This window comes from Cognatiyoonia koreensis, from assembly GCF_900109295.1.
Classification (GTDB): domain Bacteria; phylum Pseudomonadota; class Alphaproteobacteria; order Rhodobacterales; family Rhodobacteraceae; genus Cognatiyoonia; species Cognatiyoonia koreensis.
This window is the reverse complement of sequence record NZ_FOIZ01000001.1, coordinates 1463626-1482512: the sequence shown is the minus strand read 5'-3', so window position 1 is coordinate 1482512 and position 18887 is coordinate 1463626. Positions and strand designations below refer to the sequence as shown.

Here is an 18887-nt window from a genome sequence, read left to right as displayed (position 1 = left end):
AATGACCTTCACCCCGACCGACTATCTGCCATACGATTTCGCAAACCGCCGCCATATCGGTCCGTCACCAGCGGAAATGAAAGACATGCTGGAAGTCGTCGGGGCGAAAGATCTGGACGATCTGATCGCGGATACGATCCCTGCTAACATCCGGCAAAAGACGCCGCTCGATTTCGGCAAGGCAAAGTCCGAAAGCGAATTGCTTTACCACATGCGGGTCACGGCTTCCAAGAACAAGGTGCTGACCTCGCTGATCGGGCAGGGTTATCACGGGACAGTCACGCCACCGGCGATCCAACGCAACATTCTTGAAAATCCCGCTTGGTATACGGCCTATACGCCCTATCAGCCAGAGATCAGCCAAGGCCGCCTCGAGGCTTTGCTGAACTTCCAGACAATGGTTTCCGACCTCACCGGCCTCGATGTGGCCAATGCATCGCTGCTGGACGAGGCCACGGCCTGTGCAGAGGCCATGACCATGGCGCAACGGATCAGTAAGGCAAAGGTCAAAGGGTTCTTCATCGACAAGAACTGCCATCCGCAAAACATCGCGGTGATGCAGACGCGGGCCAAACCGCTGGGGATCGACATCATCATCGGTGACCCCGACGATCTGGATGCAACTGCTGTCTTCGGGGCAATCTTCCAGTACCCCGGCACATACGGCCATTTGCGCGATTTCAGCGATCCGATCTCGAAACTGCATGCAGAAAACGCAATCGGCATCATTTCGGCTGACCCGTTGTCACTGACGCTCCTGAAAGAACCCGGTGCCATGGGTGCAGACATCGCCGTCGGCTCGACCCAGCGCTTTGGCGTGCCCGTCGGATATGGCGGCCCGCATGCAGCCTACATGGCAACGAAAGCGGGATATGCCCGCAGTATGCCCGGCCGGATTGTCGGCGTGTCAATCGACAGCCACGGTAATCGCGCCTATCGCCTGTCGCTGCAAACGCGCGAGCAACACATCCGGCGCGAAAAGGCGACCTCCAACGTCTGCACGGCCCAAGCATTGCTGGCCGTCATGGCAGGCTTCTACGCCGTTTTCCACGGCCCGCGTGGCCTGAAAGCGATCGCCCAGCGGATTCATCGCAAGATGGTGCGGCTCGCGCGAGGATTGGAAGAGGCCGGCTTCACCGTCACGCCCAAATCCTTCTTCGACACGATCACGGTCGATGTAGGGCCACTTCAATCAGCCGTGATGAAATCGGCGGTCGATGAAGGTATCAACCTGCGACGGGTGGGGGATCAACACATCGGGATCACGCTAGACGAGCTGACCCGCCCTGACACGATCCGAAGCGTTTGGCGGGCCTTCGGCATTCTGAACCGCGACACGGACCTGACAGCAGAATACCGCATGCCCGACGCTCTGGTACGTCAGTCCGATTACCTGACGCATCCAGTCTTTCACATGAACCGCGCCGAAACAGAGATGATGCGCTACATGCGGCGCCTGGCGGACCGCGATCTCGCGCTTGACCGGGCCATGATTCCGCTGGGGTCGTGTACGATGAAGCTGAACTCGGCCGCAGAAATGATGCCTGTGACGTGGCGCGAATTTTCGCTACTGCATCCCTACTGTCCGGCTGATCAGGCGGCTGGTTATCACGAAATGATCGACGATCTGTCGGCAAAACTGTGCGAAATCACGGGCTATGACGCCCTGTCGATGCAGCCGAATTCCGGCGCGCAGGGTGAATACGCCGGTCTGCTCGCCATTGCGGGGTATCACGCCGCCAACGGTCAATCGCACCGCAATATCTGCTTAATTCCGATGAGCGCGCACGGCACAAACCCTGCCTCTGCGCAGATGGTTGGCTGGAAGGTCGTGCCTGTGAAATCCGACCCGAATGGGGACATCGACCTTGACGATTTCAGGGCGAAGGCAGACGAACACGCGGACAATCTGGCCGGGTGCATGATCACGTATCCTTCGACACATGGCGTTTTCGAGGAAACGGTGATCGACGTCTGCAAGATCGTTCACGATGCGGGCGGGCAGGTCTATATTGACGGGGCGAACATGAACGCGATGGTCGGTCTAAGCAGACCGGGCGATCTCGGCGGTGACGTCAGCCACCTCAATCTGCACAAGACGTTCTGCATCCCGCATGGGGGCGGGGGCCCCGGCATGGGACCAATCGGCGTCAAATCGCACCTCGTCCCGCATTTGCCAGGTGATCCAAACGGCGGCGGAGGTGCGGTAAGCGCGGCGGCCTTCGGATCACCGTCGCTCCTTCCGATCTCATGGGCCTACTGCCTGATGATGGGCGGGGACGGGCTGACGCAGGCCACACGCGTCGCCATTCTGAACGCAAATTACATCGCCAAGCGGCTCGAAGGGGCGTTCGATGTGCTTTACAAAGGGCCGACGGGGCGCGTCGCGCACGAATGCATAATTGACACGCGACCATTCGCAGACAGCGCGCATGTCACGGTTGATGATATCGCCAAGCGTTTGTCCGATTGCGGCTTCCACGCCCCAACGATGAGCTGGCCGGTCGCGGGTACGCTAATGATCGAACCGACAGAATCCGAAACAAAGGCCGAACTTGACCGGTTCTGCGATGCGATGCTGGGGATACGCGAAGAAATCCGCATGATCGAGGATGGAAAGATTGATCCCGAGAACAACCCGCTCAAGAACGCACCGCATACGATGGAAGATCTCGTGCGCGAATGGGATAGACCTTACAGCCGCGAAACCGGTTGCTTTCCAGCGGGTGCCTTTCGCGTCGACAAATACTGGCCGCCGGTCAACCGGGTGGACAACGTCTGGGGCGATCGCAACCTCTCCTGTACCTGCCCACCGATGGAAGACTATGCAACCGCAGCAGAATAGGTGCACCTGATACGACACAAAAAGGCCTTCCCGGGATGGGAAGGCCTTCATTCTATTGCGCAGATCGCCCGCTTACTTCACGTCGAAACGATCAAGCATCATGACTTTGTTCCAGGCCGCAATGAACTTCGCGACAAAATCAGCTTCTGAGCCATCCTGCGCGTAGACTTCCGAAATCGCACGCAACTGGGAATTCGATCCGAAGACAAGGTCAACGCGTGTACCGGTCCACTTCTGATCACCTGTCGCGCGATCCGTTGCGGCGAAAATGCCATCGCCAGTTGGTTTCCACTCGATATCCATGCTGGTAATCGTGGTGAAGAAATCGTTGGACAACACGCCCTTGCGATCCGTGAAGACACCATGCGGGCTGTCTTCGGTGTTCGCTCCAAGCACCCGCAGGCCGCCGACCAATGCAGCCATTTCCGGTGCAGATAGGGTCAGCAGCTGGGCACGATCAACCAGCATTTCTTCGGCAGAAAACGAATAGTCCTGTTTTTGATAATTGCGGAACCCGTCAGCCAACGGCTCAAGCGGCTCAAAGGATTCTACGTCGGTTTGCTCTGCTGACGCGTCTGTGCGGCCCGGCGTGAACGGCACGGTTGCATTATATCCGCCTGCCTTGGCAGCCTTCTCAATCGCCGCACAACCGGCCAGAACGATCAGGTCAGCCAAAGACACGCGCTTTCCACCAGCGGCATTCGCGTTGAATGCGGACTGAACGTTCTCAAGCGCTGACAAAACTTTCGCAAGTTTGTCTGGTTCGTTGACGTACCAATCCTTTTGTGGCGCAAGACGAATGCGGGCACCATTGGCACCGCCGCGCTTGTCCGATCCGCGGAACGTCGACGCCGAGGCCCACGCAACGCTGACAAGATCTGCCGTCGGCAGTCCGGTTGCCAGAATGTCCGACTTGAGCGCCTCAATGTCGGCATTGTCGATCAGCGGATGATTGACTGGCGGGATCGGGTCCTGCCACAACAGGTCTTCGGCTGGAACATCCTTGCCCAGATAAAGCGACTTTGGACCCATGTCGCGGTGGGTCAGCTTGAACCAGGCACGGGCGAAAGCATCCGCAAACTCGTCCGGATTCTCGTGATAGCGGCGCGAAATCTTTTCGTAAGCGGGGTCCATCCGCATCGCCATATCAGCCGTGGTCATCATCAACTTGACCGGCTTGCCTGATCCATCCACTTCGGGTGCGTGATCTTCTTCTCTCAGATCGACAGCTTCCCAGATGTGGGCACCGGCAGGTGACTTCGTCAGCTGCCAGTCATAGCCGAACAGGACATCGAAATATCCCATGTCCCATTTGATCGGATTTGCGGTCCACGGACCTTCGATGCCCGAAGTCGTGGTATCAACGCCTTTGCCGGACTTGTGGCCGTTTTTCCAACCGAAACCCATGGCTTCCATTGCGGAACCTTCAGGCTCCGATCCGACAAGGTTCGGATCACCGGCACCGTGGGCCTTACCAAAGGTGTGACCACCTGCAACAAGGGCGACAGTTTCCGCATCGTTCATCGCCATGCGGCTGAACGTTTCGCGAATGTCATGAGCAGAGGCGAGCGGATCGGGGTTCCCATCCGGACCTTCTGGATTGACGTAGATCAGACCCATCTGAACAGCGGCAAGTGGGTTTTCCAACTCGCGATCACCCGAATAGCGGCTATTCGGCTTGTCGGAAGTAGCGAGCCATTCGTCTTCGCGGCCCCAATAGATGTCTTCTTCGGGTTCATAAACATCAACGCGGCCGCCCGCAAATCCAAACGGCTTGAGGCCCATGTCTTCAATCGCGCAGTTCCCGGTCAGGATGAACAGGTCGGCCCATGACAGCGCATTGCCGTATTTTTTCTTGACTGGCCACAAAAGACGGCGGGCCTTATCAAGGTTGCCATTGTCAGGCCAGGAGTTCAGGGGCGCAAAACGGAATGAACCGGATCCCGCACCACCGCGGCCATCCGCCGTGCGATAGGTGCCTGCAGAATGCCACGCCATGCGGATCATGAAGGGGCCATAGTGTCCGTAGTCGGCAGGCCACCATTCCTTGCTGTCTTTCAGAAGGGCAAAGATGTCTGCCTTGACCGCATCCAGATCAAGCGTCTTGAACGCTTCGGCATAGTCAAACTCTTCGCCGATCGGGTTCAGTGCCGTGGAATTCTGGTGCAGGATCTTCAAATTCAGCTGGTTTGGCCACCAATCGCGTACCGATCGTGTGCCGAACTTGCTGTTCATCCCGTGGCCCATGACCGGGCATTTGCCGATATCATTACCATCCATCATCTGATCTCTCCCAAGCTTGCACAATTTCCAGCAGACGCAGGCATGACCTCTGCATCGCTCTTTTAGATGCATTCTAAATAGCCGACAGCGACGATATGTTTAAGTTGAATATTTTTATTGGATTGATAAGTCATGGTTATGAATAACCTGACTTTAAAGCAACTGCGCTATTTCGAGGCACTGGCCGCCCAAGGCCACTTCGGTCGTGCTGCGGATGTCTGCGCGATCTCGCAACCAGCGTTATCTGTACAGATCAAGGACTTGGAGCAATCGCTTGGCGCGCAGCTGTTCGAACGCGGCACGCGCCACGTGCGTCTGACGCGCTTCGGAGAGGAGTTTGGCGCGCGCGTGCGGGACATTCTACGCGCTGTGGACGAATTGGGCGAACTTGCGCGGGCTTCAGCCGACCGCCTGTCCGGACGTCTGCGGATCGGTGTGATCCCGACAATTGCACCGTATCTTTTGCCCGCATTGATTGGTCATCTGGGAGAGGCCTTCCCCGAAGTGGACGTGCACGTGCGGGAAACGATGACGGACAAGCTGCTTGGTGAACTTGCGGCTGGACGGATTGACTTTGCGATCCTCGCTCTACCCATAGACGACCCCGCTCTCGTCGAGGTGCCTCTTTTCGAAGAGGCGCTTTTGCTTGTCCGGCCCATCTCAGAAGCAAAGACGCCCGTTCCAAACCGCGAATCCCTGCGCGATATGCGTCTGTTGATGCTTGAAGAAGGGCACTGCTTTCGCGACCAGGCCTTGTCTTTCTGCGATCTGCGGGGGGTGCGCCGCCGCGAAGGTCTGGATGGATCTTCCCTTTCGACACTGGTGCAGATGGTCGGGGCAGGGATAGGAATCACACTGATCCCCGAAATGGCCGTACCGGTCGAGACACGCTCGGCGGGCGTCTGTGTCGGACGCTTTGCCGACCCACAACCTTCCCGCACCGTTGGCATGATCTGGCGGAAATCGAACCCGCTCGCGGATCAGTTCATGGCACTTTCAAAGATCGTGCAAAGGGCCGCGCAAAGTTGATTGCGGGGCCACTTGCCCTGTGACAGTCTCCCGCAACGGGGAGAATAGCTGATGGACGCAACGCTGCCACGAAAGGCACTTTTCGATATCCCCAACGGGGTTATCTATCTCGACGGTAACTCCTTGGGACCGCTGCCAAAAGCCGTACCTGCGCAAGTTGAAAAGGCGATGCAGTCTGAATGGGGCGGGCAGCTTATCAAGGGTTGGAACACCTGCGGATGGATGGCGCAGCCGGGATTGGTGGGTAACCGGACCGCGCGTTTGATCGGCGCGGATGACGGCAGTGTCATGATGGGCGACACGCTGTCCATCAAGGTGTTTCAGGCGCTCGCTGCTGCTCTGAAACTCCGCCCTGACCGCCGGGTGATCCTGTCCGACAGCGGGAATTTTCCAAGCGATCTCTACATGGCAGAAGGCCTGATCGACACGGTTGCCAACGATTACGACTTGAAGATCGTGGCCCCCGACAAAGTTCGCGGTGCGATCGACGATACTGTTGCCGTTGTCATGCTGACCCATGTCGATTACCGCTCTGGACGGATGCACGACATGGCAGGGCTAACCAAGGCCGCACACAGGGCTGGGGCGGTCATGCTTTGGGACCTTGCGCACAGCGCCGGGGCCGTGCCTGTCGACCTGACCGCTTGCCAGGCTGAATTCGCAGTTGGCTGCACCTATAAATACCTGAACGGGGGACCAGGTGCGCCTGCTTTCATATACGTGCGACCCGATCTGATCGAAACTGTCGAACCAGCGCTTGCCGGTTGGCTCGGGCACGATCGTCCCTTCGCGTTCGAACAGGGCTACAGACCTGCGCCATCAATCGACAGGATGCGGGTCGGCACACCACCAGTGTTACAGATGACAGCGCTCGAAGCCGCGTTGACGGTCTGGGATGACGTCGACATGGCTGATGTGCGGATCCAAAGTATTACACTTGCCGATTTGTTCATTCGTGAAGTCGAAGCCCACTGCCCGACACTTCGACTTGCGTCGCCGCGCAACGCGGCAGAGCGCGGTTCTCAGGTCTCATTCGCCCACCCAGACGGATACGCGATCATGCAGGCCCTGATAGCGCGCGGCGTCATTGGTGATTTCCGCGCACCCGATCTGATCCGCTTTGGCATCACACCGCTTTATCTCGACAAGGACGATATTCTCGCCGCGGTGGGGATCCTCCGGCAAATCCTCGACAGCGATGCCTGGAAAGATCCGGAATACCAAAAGAAACAGGCGGTAACTTAGGTAGGGAAATCCCCACCTATGAACAGCGTTCAAGTGTGGTTAAGTAAAGCGTGAGAGTGAGGGTGAGCCAATGACCGTACTTGATACGCCGACCGCGCCGCTTGAACGCCTGCCGCGTCCAGATCTGTCACATATTCCGGGGCCGCGCACGCTGCCATTTCTGGGAAAGACGATCTCTTTTGGCATGAATCCTTACGGAACCTATTTCGATCAGGTCGCCCGCTTCGGCAATGTTTTTCGTATGACTGTCTTCGGCGATACGTGGGTGGTACTTGCCGGACCAGATGCGCTGGCCGAGGTCTATCTGAATCGCGAGGCAATCTATTCGGCCCAACACGGGCTGAAAGCCTTTGCGCCGATCTTTTCCGGGGGTTTGCTGCACCGTGACGATCTGGATCACCGCGCGCACCGCCGTGTGATGCAGGCGGCGTTTCGGGCACCCGTGCTCAAAAACTATCTTACTCTGATGAACGGCGAAATTGCGCGATTGTTGGATAAATGGCCAAACAATTCGAAAATGCAGTTTGCGCCTGCCGTAAAGGAACTCACTCTACGCCTCGGCGCGCATGTTTTCATGGGTGTTACGGATCAGGCCGAAGTGGGGCGGATCAATGCCGCATTTATTGACGAGGTGGCCGCAACAAGCGCGCTGGTCCGCAAACCGATTCCATTCACGAAAATGGGTAAAGGCGTCGCAGCACGCAAAGCGCTTTCGGACGATTTCCGCCGCCTGATCGCGGCGCGAAAGGTCAACGGGGGCGATGATTTTTTTTCGCAGCTTTGCATTGCGGAAGACGAAGACGGGCAGGTCTGGTCAGATCAGGACATCATCGACCATTTCAACTTTCTGCTTGTGGCGGCACATGACGCAGTCACCGGGGCCGTCACGACGATGGTCTGGGCCTTGGCGCAAGACAAATACCTGCAGGAAGGGGTGCGGGCCGAAATCTTGCGGCTAGGCACAGGTCCACTCGCTTACGAAGATCTCGACAAACTCGACCTGACCGATCGTGTCTACCGCGAGGCATTGCGCCGTTTTACGCCTTCTGCCTTCACCGCGCGGGCCGTCATGGCGGATACAGAATGGGAAAGGCACCGGCTTCCACGCGGGACGAATGTCGTCATTTGCCCCGGTCCGGTGATGATGACCCCGGAACTTTTCCCGGAACCCGAACGCTTCGATCCGGATCGCTACCTGCCCGATCGGGCCGAAGACCAGCAGCACAAATTTGCATGGTCACCATTCGGTGGCGGTGCACACAAATGCATCGGCATGCACTTCGCGAGTATTCAGGTCAAAGCCTTCATGGTGCAATTGCTGCAGCGCTTCAGTCTCGAAATGGACGTGGCCGATCGGCCAAAGTGGCGCGAAATTCCAACGCCACTGCCCACGAATGGCTTGCCAGTCACGCTGCGCCTGCGTCAATCTGCCCAGAAAACACCATAAGCGGGCCATGTGCGGTGCGTATTCACCTGTCATCAACCATGTCGCAGTCAACCGGAGCAGGCCCGTGACCATCCCGACCCATGTTCAAGCAATGCTTGCGCGGATGCGCGCGCGTTTTACGCCCGAAAAGCTGCGCGCCCAGATGGAAGCACGCAATGCGCCGTTTCGCACCCTCCGGCCAGTCCGCGCAGCAAGCGAGAAAAGCGTGCTCGGCTACTGGGACCGGCTGATTGGTCCCGCGACAAAGGCCGATCAGGATCTGATTGCAGACCCTGCCACGTTGCAGACGGCCGAAGTCTACTCAGGCAATATCGAGAACTTCATCGGCACGGTGAAAGTCCCGGTTGGCGTGATCGGCCCATTGCGGGTCAACGGCGTCAATGCAGCAGGGGATTACCATGTGCCACTGGCCACGACCGAAGCCGCGCTGGTCGCATCTTACGGGCGCGGCGCGTATGCGGCGACAAAGGCGGGCGGGATCGGGACCGCCGTACTATATGAAGGCGTCATCCGCACACCTGCGTTCGTCTTGGAAAATATCCTGAATGCTGGCCTTTTTGTGGAATGGGTCGCCACCCACGTCGAACAATTGCGTGCCGCGGCGGAAGGCACGACGCGACACGGCAAACTGACCAGCATCGAACCAGTTATCGACAACGACGTGGTTTTCCTGATTTGCCGCTATACGACTGGGGATGCCTCTGGTCAGAACATGGTTACGATTGCCACGCATGCCCTTTGCGAAGCGATCGCTCGTGACTGCACCGTGCCCATCTTCAAGTGGTATATCGAAGGTAACTTCTCTGGGGACAAGAAGGCCTCCGCCCTCGGTTTGATGACAGGCAGGGGGCGCAAGGTCAGCGCTTCGGTCATTTTGTCCGACGCGGTAATCGCCAAGGTGCTGGGCACGACAGCAGATGAAATGCTGGCCTACGGGCGCATCGCCGATCTGGGGGCGAAACTATCCGGTCAGATGGGCGCGCAAGCGCATTACGCCAACGGTTTGGCCGCGCTCTACATCGCGACGGGTCAAGACGCGGCCTGTGTCGCAGAAAGTGCCGTGGGTTTCACGCGCATGGAAAGGCGGGACGGTGGTCTGTTCTGTTCAGTCACGATGCCGAACATCTTGGTCGGGTCGGTTGGTGGCGGCACCGGCTTGCCATCTCAATCTGCCGGTTTGAATGTGCTAGGCCTCAAAGGAACAGGCAACGGGGCCGCACTTGCAGAAGTGACCGCAGCGCTCTGTTTATGCGGTGAAATTTCGATTGTGGCCGCGATCGCAGCCGGTGATTTCACCCGCGCCCATGAAAACCTGGCAAGGCTGCGATGACCCTCGCAGAACGCCTTTGGATCTATCAGGACGAACGGTTTCCGCTGAAAAAGACGGTGCCCCTGCTGGCCTGTTTTTCAGCAGCGTCGATTACGCTATCCGCCGTGTTGGGGGAACGGTCGCTGCCGGGCGTTGGTGCCTACGTCGTCGGCTTTCTGCTCGTCTTCATTCTGTTCTTTCAGCTGCGCGTCGCGGACGAGGTCAAGGACGGCGCCGACGATGCAAGGTTCCGCCCCGAACGACCAATCCCCCGCGGACTCGTCTCCCTCCGGCTGATCGTATTACTCGGGATTGCTACGATCCCGATCGGCATCGTCCTCGCGTTGATCCACGGTGCAGGACTTATCTGGCTCTTGTTGCTGACGTGGGCGTGGCTGACAGCAATGACATTCGAATTCGGCGTGCCGGAATCGCTTAAGGCGCGTCCTGTGGTGTATCTGCTGTCGCACATGGCAATCATGCCGCTGATCGATCTGCTGCTGACAGGGATCGAATGGTTGCCACACGGTGGGGCGGCCCCGGGTCTATGGCTCTTCATCGCGCTTTCGTTCTCGAACGGATGCGTGCTGGAATTGGGCCGCAAACTTTGGGCACCGGAAAACGAGCGGTTGGGTGTCGATACCTATTCTGGCCTCTGGGGGCCGAAACGTGCCGCACAGGTCTGGATGGTTTTCATCGGAATATCTGCGGCATTGCTGATTGGTGTTGGCGTGGCGACGGGTCACGCGTTGGCGTTCACGCTGATCGCGGTGGCCGCAACCGGTTACTGCATTCTGGCCGCGCTGCGCTATGCCACCTACCCGACGCCCCAAGCTGAAAAGCAGATGGATACACTGGCGGGGCTCTGGGTGTTCCTGTGCTATGCCGTTGCAGGCTTCTTGCCTCTCATCCTTGGAGGTTTGCCATGATCCTGATCGACAACACCAACCCGTCCGAGGCAGGCGGCAAAGGCGCATCGCTGGCGCGTCTGGCAAAGCACGGGTTCAATCCGCCCGCATCCTTCGTCATTTCTGCTGACGCATTTGTCGACGGTAAACCCGCGCGGGGGCTGAAAACCGCTGTGCACAAAGCACTCAAAGGCGTCGGCGCTGGGCCATACGCCGTGCGCTCCTCGGGTCAAGCTGAAGACGGTGAAGACCATTCGCATGCAGGGCAATTTGATACATTTCTGAACGTGAAAGCAGCCGACGTTGTCGATGCCGCAAGCAAAGTCTGGGCATCCGGCTTCGGCGAAACAGTTACGACCTACCGCGCGGTGAAATCGGGCGGCGAAGCGCAAGCTCCGGCGATTGTTGTCCAGCAAATGATCGCGGCCCGCATTTCGGGCATCGCCTTCAGTGCGGACCCGGTCAGTGGGCGACGTAACTGCGTTGTCATCTCAGCGGTTGAAGGGCTGGGTGATGCGCTTGTCAGTGGTGAAGTCGACGGCCAAAGCTGGATCGTTGGTGACGCGGTGTCCGCACCCGAAGATCCGATCCTGACAGATGCAGAGGTGCAAGAAGTCGCAAACCTCGCCCGCAGCGCAGAGGCCGCGTTCGGCGCTCCGCAAGACATCGAATGGGCCATCGACGCGGACGGGCTTCATATTCTCCAAGCACGCCCGATCACAACAAAGCTCAAAACATTAGCGACGACTGATAACACGCTGACCATATACGATAATTCGAATATCGTTGAAAGCTATCCGGGAATCGTTTCACCGCTGACATATTCCTTCGCGGTTCATGTCTATGACCGGGTTTATCAGGCATTTGTGCGGCTGCTTGGCGTAAAAGAAGCGACGATTGCGGCCAATTCGGCGGTCTTCGGAAACATGCTGGGGCGAGTAGATGGGCGGGTCTATTACAACCTCGTCAACTGGTATCGCGCACTTGCGCTGCTTCCCGGTTTTTCACTGAACCGTGCGTACATGGAAACGATGATGGGTGTAGATACGCCCATGCCCGAGGAAGTCACCTCGAAGATCGGGCCTCCGCCTGCGATGGGGACCGCGAAAGCGCTGGAATATGGACGGCTTGTCAAAGTTGCTGGCCGGCTCTTGTTCGAAGCGATCCGCCTGCCACGGACAAGGCGCAGCTTCTATGAACGGCTTAATGCGGCGTTGGACAGTGAATTGGATCTGGCGGCGGCCAATCCGACGGAACTCGCGGCGGAATACAGGCGCATCGAAAGCACATTGCTGGACCGCTGGGATGCCCCGCTGGTCAACGACTTCCTTTGCATGATTGCTTTTGGCGCTTCGCGTAACTTGCTCAAGAAATGGCTTGGTGACGATGGCCTGACACTCCACAATGATGTGATGATCGGGCAGGGCGATATCGTCTCTGCGGAACCCGCGCAGCGCATCGCAAAGATGGGCGCGATTGCCGCCAAGTACGGCATTGATGCGGATGATTTCGCTACACACCCGCAGATGAAACCAGAGCTTGAAAGTTACCTCGCCAAATTCGGTGATCGCTGCACGGAGGAATTAAAGCTGGAATCAATCCCGCTGACAGAAGATCCTTCTCAATTGCTGTCCGCAATCGCGGCCAGCGCTGGACGCCCAGCGACAACACATGAAAGCGCACCAGACCCGGACTGGAACGCCCTGTTCAAGGGCCGCCCGATCAAGGCGCAGGTAGCCAGGTGGAGCGTCGGCTGGGCCAAGGCGCGCGTGCGCGACCGCGAAAACCTGCGGTTTGAACGCACGCGGCTCTTTGGACGTGCGCGGCAGGTTTTTCTGGCCATGGGGCGCGAATTTGCAGCGCGCGATTTGCTTGAAAACCCACGCGATATCTTTCACCTCACCGTTGCCGAAGCCCTCGGCGCAATCGAAGGCTACGGCCTGTCGCCGAATCTGCGCGGAATCGTGGCGCTACGCCAATCAGAGGACAAGGCATCGGCAAGCCGCGAAGACCCGCCAGAGCGGATCGAGGTCCGCGGTCCCGCCATTGTCCCCGCAACAACCCAACACGATGAAACAGTCGAGACCGAGACAGGTGACAGCCGCACCGCGACCGGCTGTTCCGCGGGCGTGGTGACAGCGAAAGCCCGCGTCATCCGTGACCCGCGCACCGAAAGCCTCACACCAGGTGACATCCTTGTGGCGCGCCACACGGACCCCGGCTGGATCGCGGTCTTTTCGAACGCATCGGCCATCGTGGTTGAACGAGGATCACTTCTGTCCCATTCGGCCATCGTCGCTCGCGAACTGGGCATTCCGTGTGTGGTCGGCCTGAAAGGCGCGACAAAGTGGGTCGAGGACGGTGAAACGCTGCACGTAAACGGCGCAACTGGATTGGTGGAAAAACGTGACGCAAAGCTCTGAAATCGCTGGAAAAGCCAACTTTGATCATATCCGTTATGCACAACTCTGGGAAGACGCGGATGTGCTCTGTGCGGCGCTGCCGCAAAAACCGGGCGCAACGCTCGTTTCCATCTGCTCGGCTGGCGACAACGCGCTGGCGATGCTGACGCTTGATCCCGAACGGGTTGTGGTCGTGGATCTGTCACCAGCACAGATCGCTTGTCTTCACCTCAGGATCGGCGCCTATCGCAACCTTTCCCAACCCGAGTTTCTGGAGTTGATGGGATCGCGGCCCAGCACGCAGCGCGGCACCTTGCTCGACCGTGCGACGAGAGATCTCGACGATGCGACCAAAGCCTTCTGGAACGATCTGCGCGAAGATGTCATCGCCTATGGTGCAGGGGGCGTAGGCAAGTTTGAACGCTATTTCCGCATTTTCCGCACAAAGCTATTGCCGCTCGTCCACTCCAGAAAAACGATTGATGACATATTTGTCTCACGTCCAAAGGCGGAACGGGAAGAGTTCTTGAATAAGCGTTTCAATACATGGCGTTGGCGCTTGCTTCTCAACTTCTTTTTCAGCCGCTTCATGATGGGCCGCATGGGCCGTGACAAGGCGTTCTTCGATCACGTCGAAGGCTCGGTGGCACAACATGTGGCGCGGCGTATCCGCCACGCCGCAGTTGACTGCGACCCGTCTGAAAACCCCTATCTGCATTGGATCATGAAAGGCACGCACGGCGACGCTGTCCCGATGCCGTGGCGGGCAGAACATTACGCAACCATCCGAGACCGTCTTGATCGGCTCGATATCCGGCAAGGGGCTTTGGAAGCCTTTATCGATGATGGCGACAAGGCAGACGGTTTCAATCTGTCCGATATCTTTGAATACATGTCCCCTGACGTCTTCGCCGATGTTTATGGGCAAATCCTCCGTGCGTCGAATCCCGGTGCGCATCTTGTGTATTGGAACATGATGGCACCGCGTCGCGTACCGCCGCAGTTTGCCGAACAGATGACAACGCTGATCGGCGACGAAACCCGGCTCAAGGCACAGGACAAGGCGTTCTTTTATTCAGATTTCGTCATTGAGGAATTCCAAGGTTGAGCAGCGGGCTGCAAATCGCGATTGCTTTTGGTTCTGTAGCAGTGCTGCTGGGCTTGATGGCCGTTGTAAAACGGTTGGCAGCTGCGCGTGATTTCTCGCCCGAGGTGCAGCGTAAACTGGTGCATATTGGAACAGGGCTGTACGCGCTGACATTGCCGTGGCTCTTCACGGACGACTGGCCTGTTTACATGCTGATCGGGCTGACGCTGATTGTGATGGCCGTCCTGCGCACACCTGCCTTGGCGAAAGGCGGGATCGGTGAAACGCTGCATGGGGTCGAAAGGCAATCTTATGGCGACCTCCTGCTTGCGTTGGCCGTTGGCACGGTTTTTCTTTTGGCAGACGGGCGGGCGATCCTTTACATCCTGCCGATTGCGACATTGACGCTGGCGGATGCCGCCGCAGCGCTGACCGGCAGCCGCTATGGCAGCAAGTTCTTCACGGTTGAAGACGGACGCAAATCGCTCGAAGGCTCGACCGCCTTCTTCACAATCACGCTCGTCATCTCAATGGTTTGCCTTTTGCTGTTGTCAGACGTACCGCGCCCGAACGTCGTCTTGCTTTCGGTCATGGTCGCAGCCTTCGGCACACTGGTGGAAGCGGACAGTTGGCGCGGGTTCGATAACTTCTTCTTGCCTGCCGGACTCATGGTTTTTCTCGAAAGCCATATGAACAGCCCTTGGCAGGAACTCGTCGTGCTCTTGTTCCTTTTCCTTCTGGCTATCGTAATATTCCTGCGGATCGCGCCACGGTTCGGAATCACCAAACACGCAGCACGGGTCTACGTGATTTCAACATTTCTGCTGATATCGGTGACTGCGTTGCAGAACACGGTTCTCCCGTTGCTTGTCTTCGTGACCCACGCATTCGCGCGGCGCGCCAACCCGTGCAGGGCAGCATGGCCCGAGCTTGATATCGTAGCCGCACTCGCTCTTGCCAGCTTTGCTTGGCTGGCATCGGAAATGATCATCCCATTCAACGCCCTGATGTTCTACGGTCTGATGTCTGTGGGGTTGTCTGTCGGTCTGATTGCGGTCGCGTTCGGCCCGCGTGAAATATGGGTGCGCCTCGGCGCTGCGGGGCTTGTCGGCGTTGGTCTCTTTACCCTCTACGCCGCGTTGATGCGCTATAATGCCCCCCACGTATTATGGCCGGGCGATATGCGTCTGTTGGGTGTTCTGACAATCCTGTTGGTTGTTGGAATTGCCGGCCTGCGGCCTGCGATGTTCGAAACGCACAGAGCCGCAAAACTCACGCTACTGGCGCTGGTTGTGCCAGTGATCGGATACAGTGCAAAGGTGATCACCGCATGACGACTGAAACACTCAAGACCGATGACGGTCAGCTGACCATCTGGTTCGACGGTCCGGCATGGGGCGACCACGCAAAAGTTGCGACAGTCGGTAAATGCAAGTTCCCCTCAGCAAAAGCAGGCACAAGGTTGTTGCACCAAGCCGCCGGCAAGGCAATATCTGCCGGCGCCACAGGCTTGATCGGACCGATGGAAGGGGACACATGGCACAGCTATCGTCTCGTCTCAGACCAAGGCACGACCAAGCCGTTCATGATGGAACCCACCAGCGGCCCACATGACCAACAGGCGTTCGCGGACGCAGGATTCAATATCATTTCGTCCTACTTCTCTGCGTCGGTTCCCATGTCCGAATTGCCTGGCGCAAGGCCGCACGACACCGACGCTTTCACAATCGAAACCTGGGATGGCACGGACCCTGATGGCCTGTTCACGCAAGTGCATGATCTGTCCTGCCAAGCCTTCGCCAACAACCCGTTTTACAAGCACATCAGCCTGGAAGACTTTTTGGCGATGTATCGCCCCGTTGTCCCGCTCCTTAAGCAAGACCTGATCCTGTTCGCGCGCAACGCTGATGGAATGCTTACCGGTTTTCTGTTCGGCATCCCAAATTACGCAGATGGCCTAAATCCGAAATCTGTCATCCTGAAAACCTATGCGTCGGTGCAAAAAGGGGCGGGGCATTGGCTGTCTTACCAGTTTTACGTCAACGCAAAGGCGATGGGGTTTGACACTGCCATTCACGCCCTGATGCATGACGATAATCTGTCAGCGATCCGCTCTGGTCTGAACGGTGCAGACGTGTTCCGCCGCTACGCGCTGATGGGCAAAACCTTGTGACGACACTCACCGCCGCATTCGCAGAGGCTTCGGCACGTTATCGCGACCGGACTGCCCTGATCGACGGTACCGGTCAGTCACATCGGTTCTCCGACGTCCAGAACCTCGCGCGATCTTACGCCGCGGCATGGCATGCCAAGGGCGTGCGCCAAGGCGACAGGGTCCTCATCGCCATGGGGATCGGTGTGGAACTCTACGCCGCACTCGCCGCGCTTTGGTCGCTTGGGGCAACAGTCGTGCTTCCCGAACCGGCGATGGGGCTCAAGGGGGTGCAAACCGCCGTCGCCCAGACACAGCCAAAATACTTCTGTGCTGCCGGTTCTTATCGCTGGGTCAAATGGCTGGTGCCAGCGCTATGGGGGGCTAAGCTGCTGACACCGATGGCGGCCAGCAACGACACACCACCTGATCCGGTCGCAGACCCCCAGGCAGTCGCGCTGATATCCTTCACCTCCGGCACGACGGGTGTGCCAAAAGCAATTCCGCGCACGCATGCGTTTCTGATGGCCCAGTGGCAAGCAGTCGGCCCGCTGCTGCAAAGCGACAGGGACGAAATCGACCTCGTGACATTTCCGGTTTTCGTTCTGATTAACCTCGCCGAAGGCCGTACATCCGTCCTGCCGAACTGGAAGATGTCCAAACTCGGCACCCTTGCGCCCAACGCGCTTGTGTCGTGGATTAAACAAACGCAAGCCACGCGCGCACTGTTGCCACCCGCGCTTTGCGAAAAACTGGTGACGGCGCAGGATTGCGGGACGCTCACCCGCGTCTTCACAGGCGGCGGCCCGGTCTTTCCGGACGTGGTGCAGGGGCTGACCGCGCTCTCGACCGACCTGCAAGTAACGACTGTCTATGGCTCGACCGAAGCAGAGCCGATTGCCCACGCACACGGCAAAACGCCAGATGGCTACGGGCTTTGTGTCGGCAGGCCGTTTGATGCTGTGCGGCTGCGCATCGTGAATGACGAAATTCAGGTCGCGGGCGATCACGTGAACAAGGGCTATCTCGAACAGGCACGCGATGTTGAAACGAAGGTCAGGGAAGACGGCGAAATCTGGCACCGCACCGGCGATGCCGGACGTTTGGACGATGCCGGTGTGCTTTGGCTACTAGGGAGGGTTGGTGATGAAGTGCAAACCGAACAAGGCCCATTGCACCCCTTTGCCATCGAAGTCGCGGCCCGCCGATGGCCGGGCGTGCGGCGTGCGGCATTGATGACAAATGGCCATGCGCCTGTTCTGGTGATCGAAGGACTGGCCAAGGACGCAGGCGTTTGGAAGGAAAAGGCAACGGCCTTCGGCGTGAAACAGGTCGTGACGGTGGATCGCATTCCGCTCGACCGGCGGCATCATTCAAAGGTAGACCGAAACGCGCTCCGAACGTTATTGCAGAAGAAGCTCTGAAAGTTCGCGTGCAGCGACATTCAGGCGGGGCAGGTGCCCTTTCAGTTCAGAAAGCGTAATGCGCTGGATCGGTGCGTGGACAGACAAAGTTGACAGCAAACGGCCCATATCGTCACGGATCGGCACTGCAACCGCGACCATGCCTTCCATGAATTCCTCATCGTCCGTTGAATACCCGCTCTCGCGTATCCTGATGATTTCGTCGTGCAGTGATTCCCGCGCCGTTAGTGACTTGGACGTCTTCGGTTCCAGTTTGGCCGAAGACAGGAAGCGTTCGAAATGGGACGGGCTGAGTGAGGACAGATACATCTTGCCACTTGCCGTGCAATGAAACGGCACAGACGTCCCGACAGGCAACTGGATGCGGAGGGGCCATTTGGTTTCGACACGATCAAGATAGACCATCGCATCGCGGTCTGGGGTTGCGATATTGCAGGTCTCACCGATCTTTTCCGCTAGCTCGTTCAGGATCGTCAGCCGGACTGTCCTGACGCGTAGGGAGGACAGGACATTGACCGACAGCTTGCGCAGGCGCCGCCCCGGCGAATAAGACCTCCCGTCGATGTCGCGCTGCAGGAACCCCTCCTGTTCAAGCGTGTGAAACAGGCGGTGGACCGTCGGTTTCGGCAGGCCCAACTTCGCATTTACCTCGGTCGGGGTGATTGGCACGCCGATCTCCGCCAGCTCTTCCAGAACGAAAAGCAGGCGCAGATTGGTCGGAATGTTCCCGTCAGGTTTCGTGCCGTCCGCCATGAG

Annotated in this window: 13 protein-coding genes; 11 read left to right on the top strand and 2 right to left on the bottom strand. The window is 58.2% G+C overall.

Features of this window, described 5'->3' with window-relative positions:
• Window position 1 precedes the first annotated feature (1 nt).
• Window positions 2–2845, top strand: a complete 2844-nt coding sequence (gene gcvP, locus BMY44_RS07325) for an aminomethyl-transferring glycine dehydrogenase (RefSeq protein WP_089992182.1) — start codon at window positions 2–4, stop codon at window positions 2843–2845.
• Window positions 2846–2917: 72 nt separating this feature from the next.
• Here gcvP and katG read toward each other — a convergent pair whose 3' ends face one another.
• A complete protein-coding gene (gene katG, locus BMY44_RS07320; protein WP_089994661.1) occupies window positions 2918–5125 on the bottom strand; it encodes a catalase/peroxidase HPI in 2208 nt (735 codons plus the stop codon).
• Between the two features lie 141 nt (window positions 5126–5266).
• On the opposite strand from katG, the gene BMY44_RS07315 reads away from it, so the two are divergent.
• The 10 genes from BMY44_RS07315 (at window position 5267) to BMY44_RS07270 (ending at window position 18131) form a co-directional block, all read left to right on the top strand.
• A complete protein-coding gene (locus BMY44_RS07315) occupies window positions 5267–6157 on the top strand; it encodes a LysR substrate-binding domain-containing protein (protein ID WP_089992179.1) in 891 nt (296 codons plus the stop codon).
• A gap of 51 nt (window positions 6158–6208) precedes the next feature.
• Window positions 6209–7402: a kynureninase gene (gene kynU, locus BMY44_RS07310; RefSeq protein WP_089992176.1), complete on the top strand. Its 1194-nt coding sequence runs from the start codon at window positions 6209–6211 to the stop codon at window positions 7400–7402.
• A 70-nt stretch (window positions 7403–7472) separates the two neighbouring features.
• Entirely contained in the window at window positions 7473–8849 is a 1377-nt protein-coding gene (locus BMY44_RS07305) for a cytochrome P450 (protein ID WP_089992174.1), read from the top strand.
• A 64-nt stretch (window positions 8850–8913) separates the two neighbouring features.
• Window positions 8914–10179: a hydroxymethylglutaryl-CoA reductase gene (locus BMY44_RS07300; protein ID WP_089994659.1), complete on the top strand. Its 1266-nt coding sequence runs from the start codon at window positions 8914–8916 to the stop codon at window positions 10177–10179.
• Entirely contained in the window at window positions 10176–11087 is a 912-nt protein-coding gene (locus BMY44_RS07295) for a UbiA family prenyltransferase (protein WP_089992172.1), read from the top strand. The genes BMY44_RS07300 and BMY44_RS07295 overlap by 4 nt, the downstream gene beginning before the upstream one ends.
• Window positions 11084–13489 carry a PEP/pyruvate-binding domain-containing protein gene (locus BMY44_RS07290; RefSeq protein WP_089992170.1) on the top strand — a complete coding sequence of 802 codons (2406 nt, stop codon included), beginning with the start codon at window positions 11084–11086 and terminating at the stop codon, window positions 13487–13489. The genes BMY44_RS07295 and BMY44_RS07290 overlap by 4 nt, the downstream gene beginning before the upstream one ends.
• Entirely contained in the window at window positions 13473–14576 is a 1104-nt protein-coding gene (locus tag BMY44_RS07285; RefSeq protein ID WP_089992167.1) for a BtaA family protein, read from the top strand. The genes BMY44_RS07290 and BMY44_RS07285 overlap by 17 nt, the downstream gene beginning before the upstream one ends.
• Window positions 14573–15889 (top strand): hypothetical protein, encoded by a 1317-nt coding sequence (locus tag BMY44_RS07280; protein ID WP_089992165.1) that lies wholly within the window; start codon window positions 14573–14575, stop codon window positions 15887–15889. Before BMY44_RS07285 ends, BMY44_RS07280 begins: the two co-directional genes overlap by 4 nt.
• The gene (locus BMY44_RS07275) at window positions 15886–16728 is read left to right on the top strand and encodes a hypothetical protein (protein WP_089992162.1); all 843 of its coding nucleotides are present in this window, start codon (window positions 15886–15888) and stop codon (window positions 16726–16728) included. The genes BMY44_RS07280 and BMY44_RS07275 overlap by 4 nt, the downstream gene beginning before the upstream one ends.
• A complete protein-coding gene (locus tag BMY44_RS07270; protein WP_089992159.1) occupies window positions 16725–18131 on the top strand; it encodes an AMP-binding protein in 1407 nt (468 codons plus the stop codon). The genes BMY44_RS07275 and BMY44_RS07270 overlap by 4 nt, the downstream gene beginning before the upstream one ends.
• On the opposite strand, the gene BMY44_RS07265 is transcribed toward BMY44_RS07270, so the two are convergent.
• Complete coding sequence (locus tag BMY44_RS07265) at window positions 18111–18884, bottom strand: IclR family transcriptional regulator (RefSeq protein ID WP_089992156.1); 774 nt, start codon at window positions 18882–18884, stop codon at window positions 18111–18113. The two genes, BMY44_RS07270 and BMY44_RS07265, sit on opposite strands and share 21 nt — an antisense overlap.
• Window positions 18885–18887: the final 3 nt, after the last annotated feature.

Coding starts and splice junctions, on each gene's coding strand:
- gcvP (WP_089992182.1), top strand. CDS start 2: ATGACCTTCACCCCGACCGACTATCTGCCATACGATTTCGCAAACCGC.
- katG (WP_089994661.1), bottom strand. CDS start 5,125: ATGGATGGTAATGATATCGGCAAATGCCCGGTCATGGGCCACGGGATG.
- BMY44_RS07315 (WP_089992179.1), top strand. CDS start 5,267: ATGAATAACCTGACTTTAAAGCAACTGCGCTATTTCGAGGCACTGGCC.
- kynU (WP_089992176.1), top strand. CDS start 6,209: ATGGACGCAACGCTGCCACGAAAGGCACTTTTCGATATCCCCAACGGG.
- BMY44_RS07305 (WP_089992174.1), top strand. CDS start 7,473: ATGACCGTACTTGATACGCCGACCGCGCCGCTTGAACGCCTGCCGCGT.
- BMY44_RS07295 (WP_089992172.1), top strand. CDS start 10,176: ATGACCCTCGCAGAACGCCTTTGGATCTATCAGGACGAACGGTTTCCG.
- BMY44_RS07290 (WP_089992170.1), top strand. CDS start 11,084: ATGATCCTGATCGACAACACCAACCCGTCCGAGGCAGGCGGCAAAGGC.
- BMY44_RS07275 (WP_089992162.1), top strand. CDS start 15,886: ATGACGACTGAAACACTCAAGACCGATGACGGTCAGCTGACCATCTGG.
- BMY44_RS07265 (WP_089992156.1), bottom strand. CDS start 18,884: ATGGCGGACGGCACGAAACCTGACGGGAACATTCCGACCAATCTGCGC.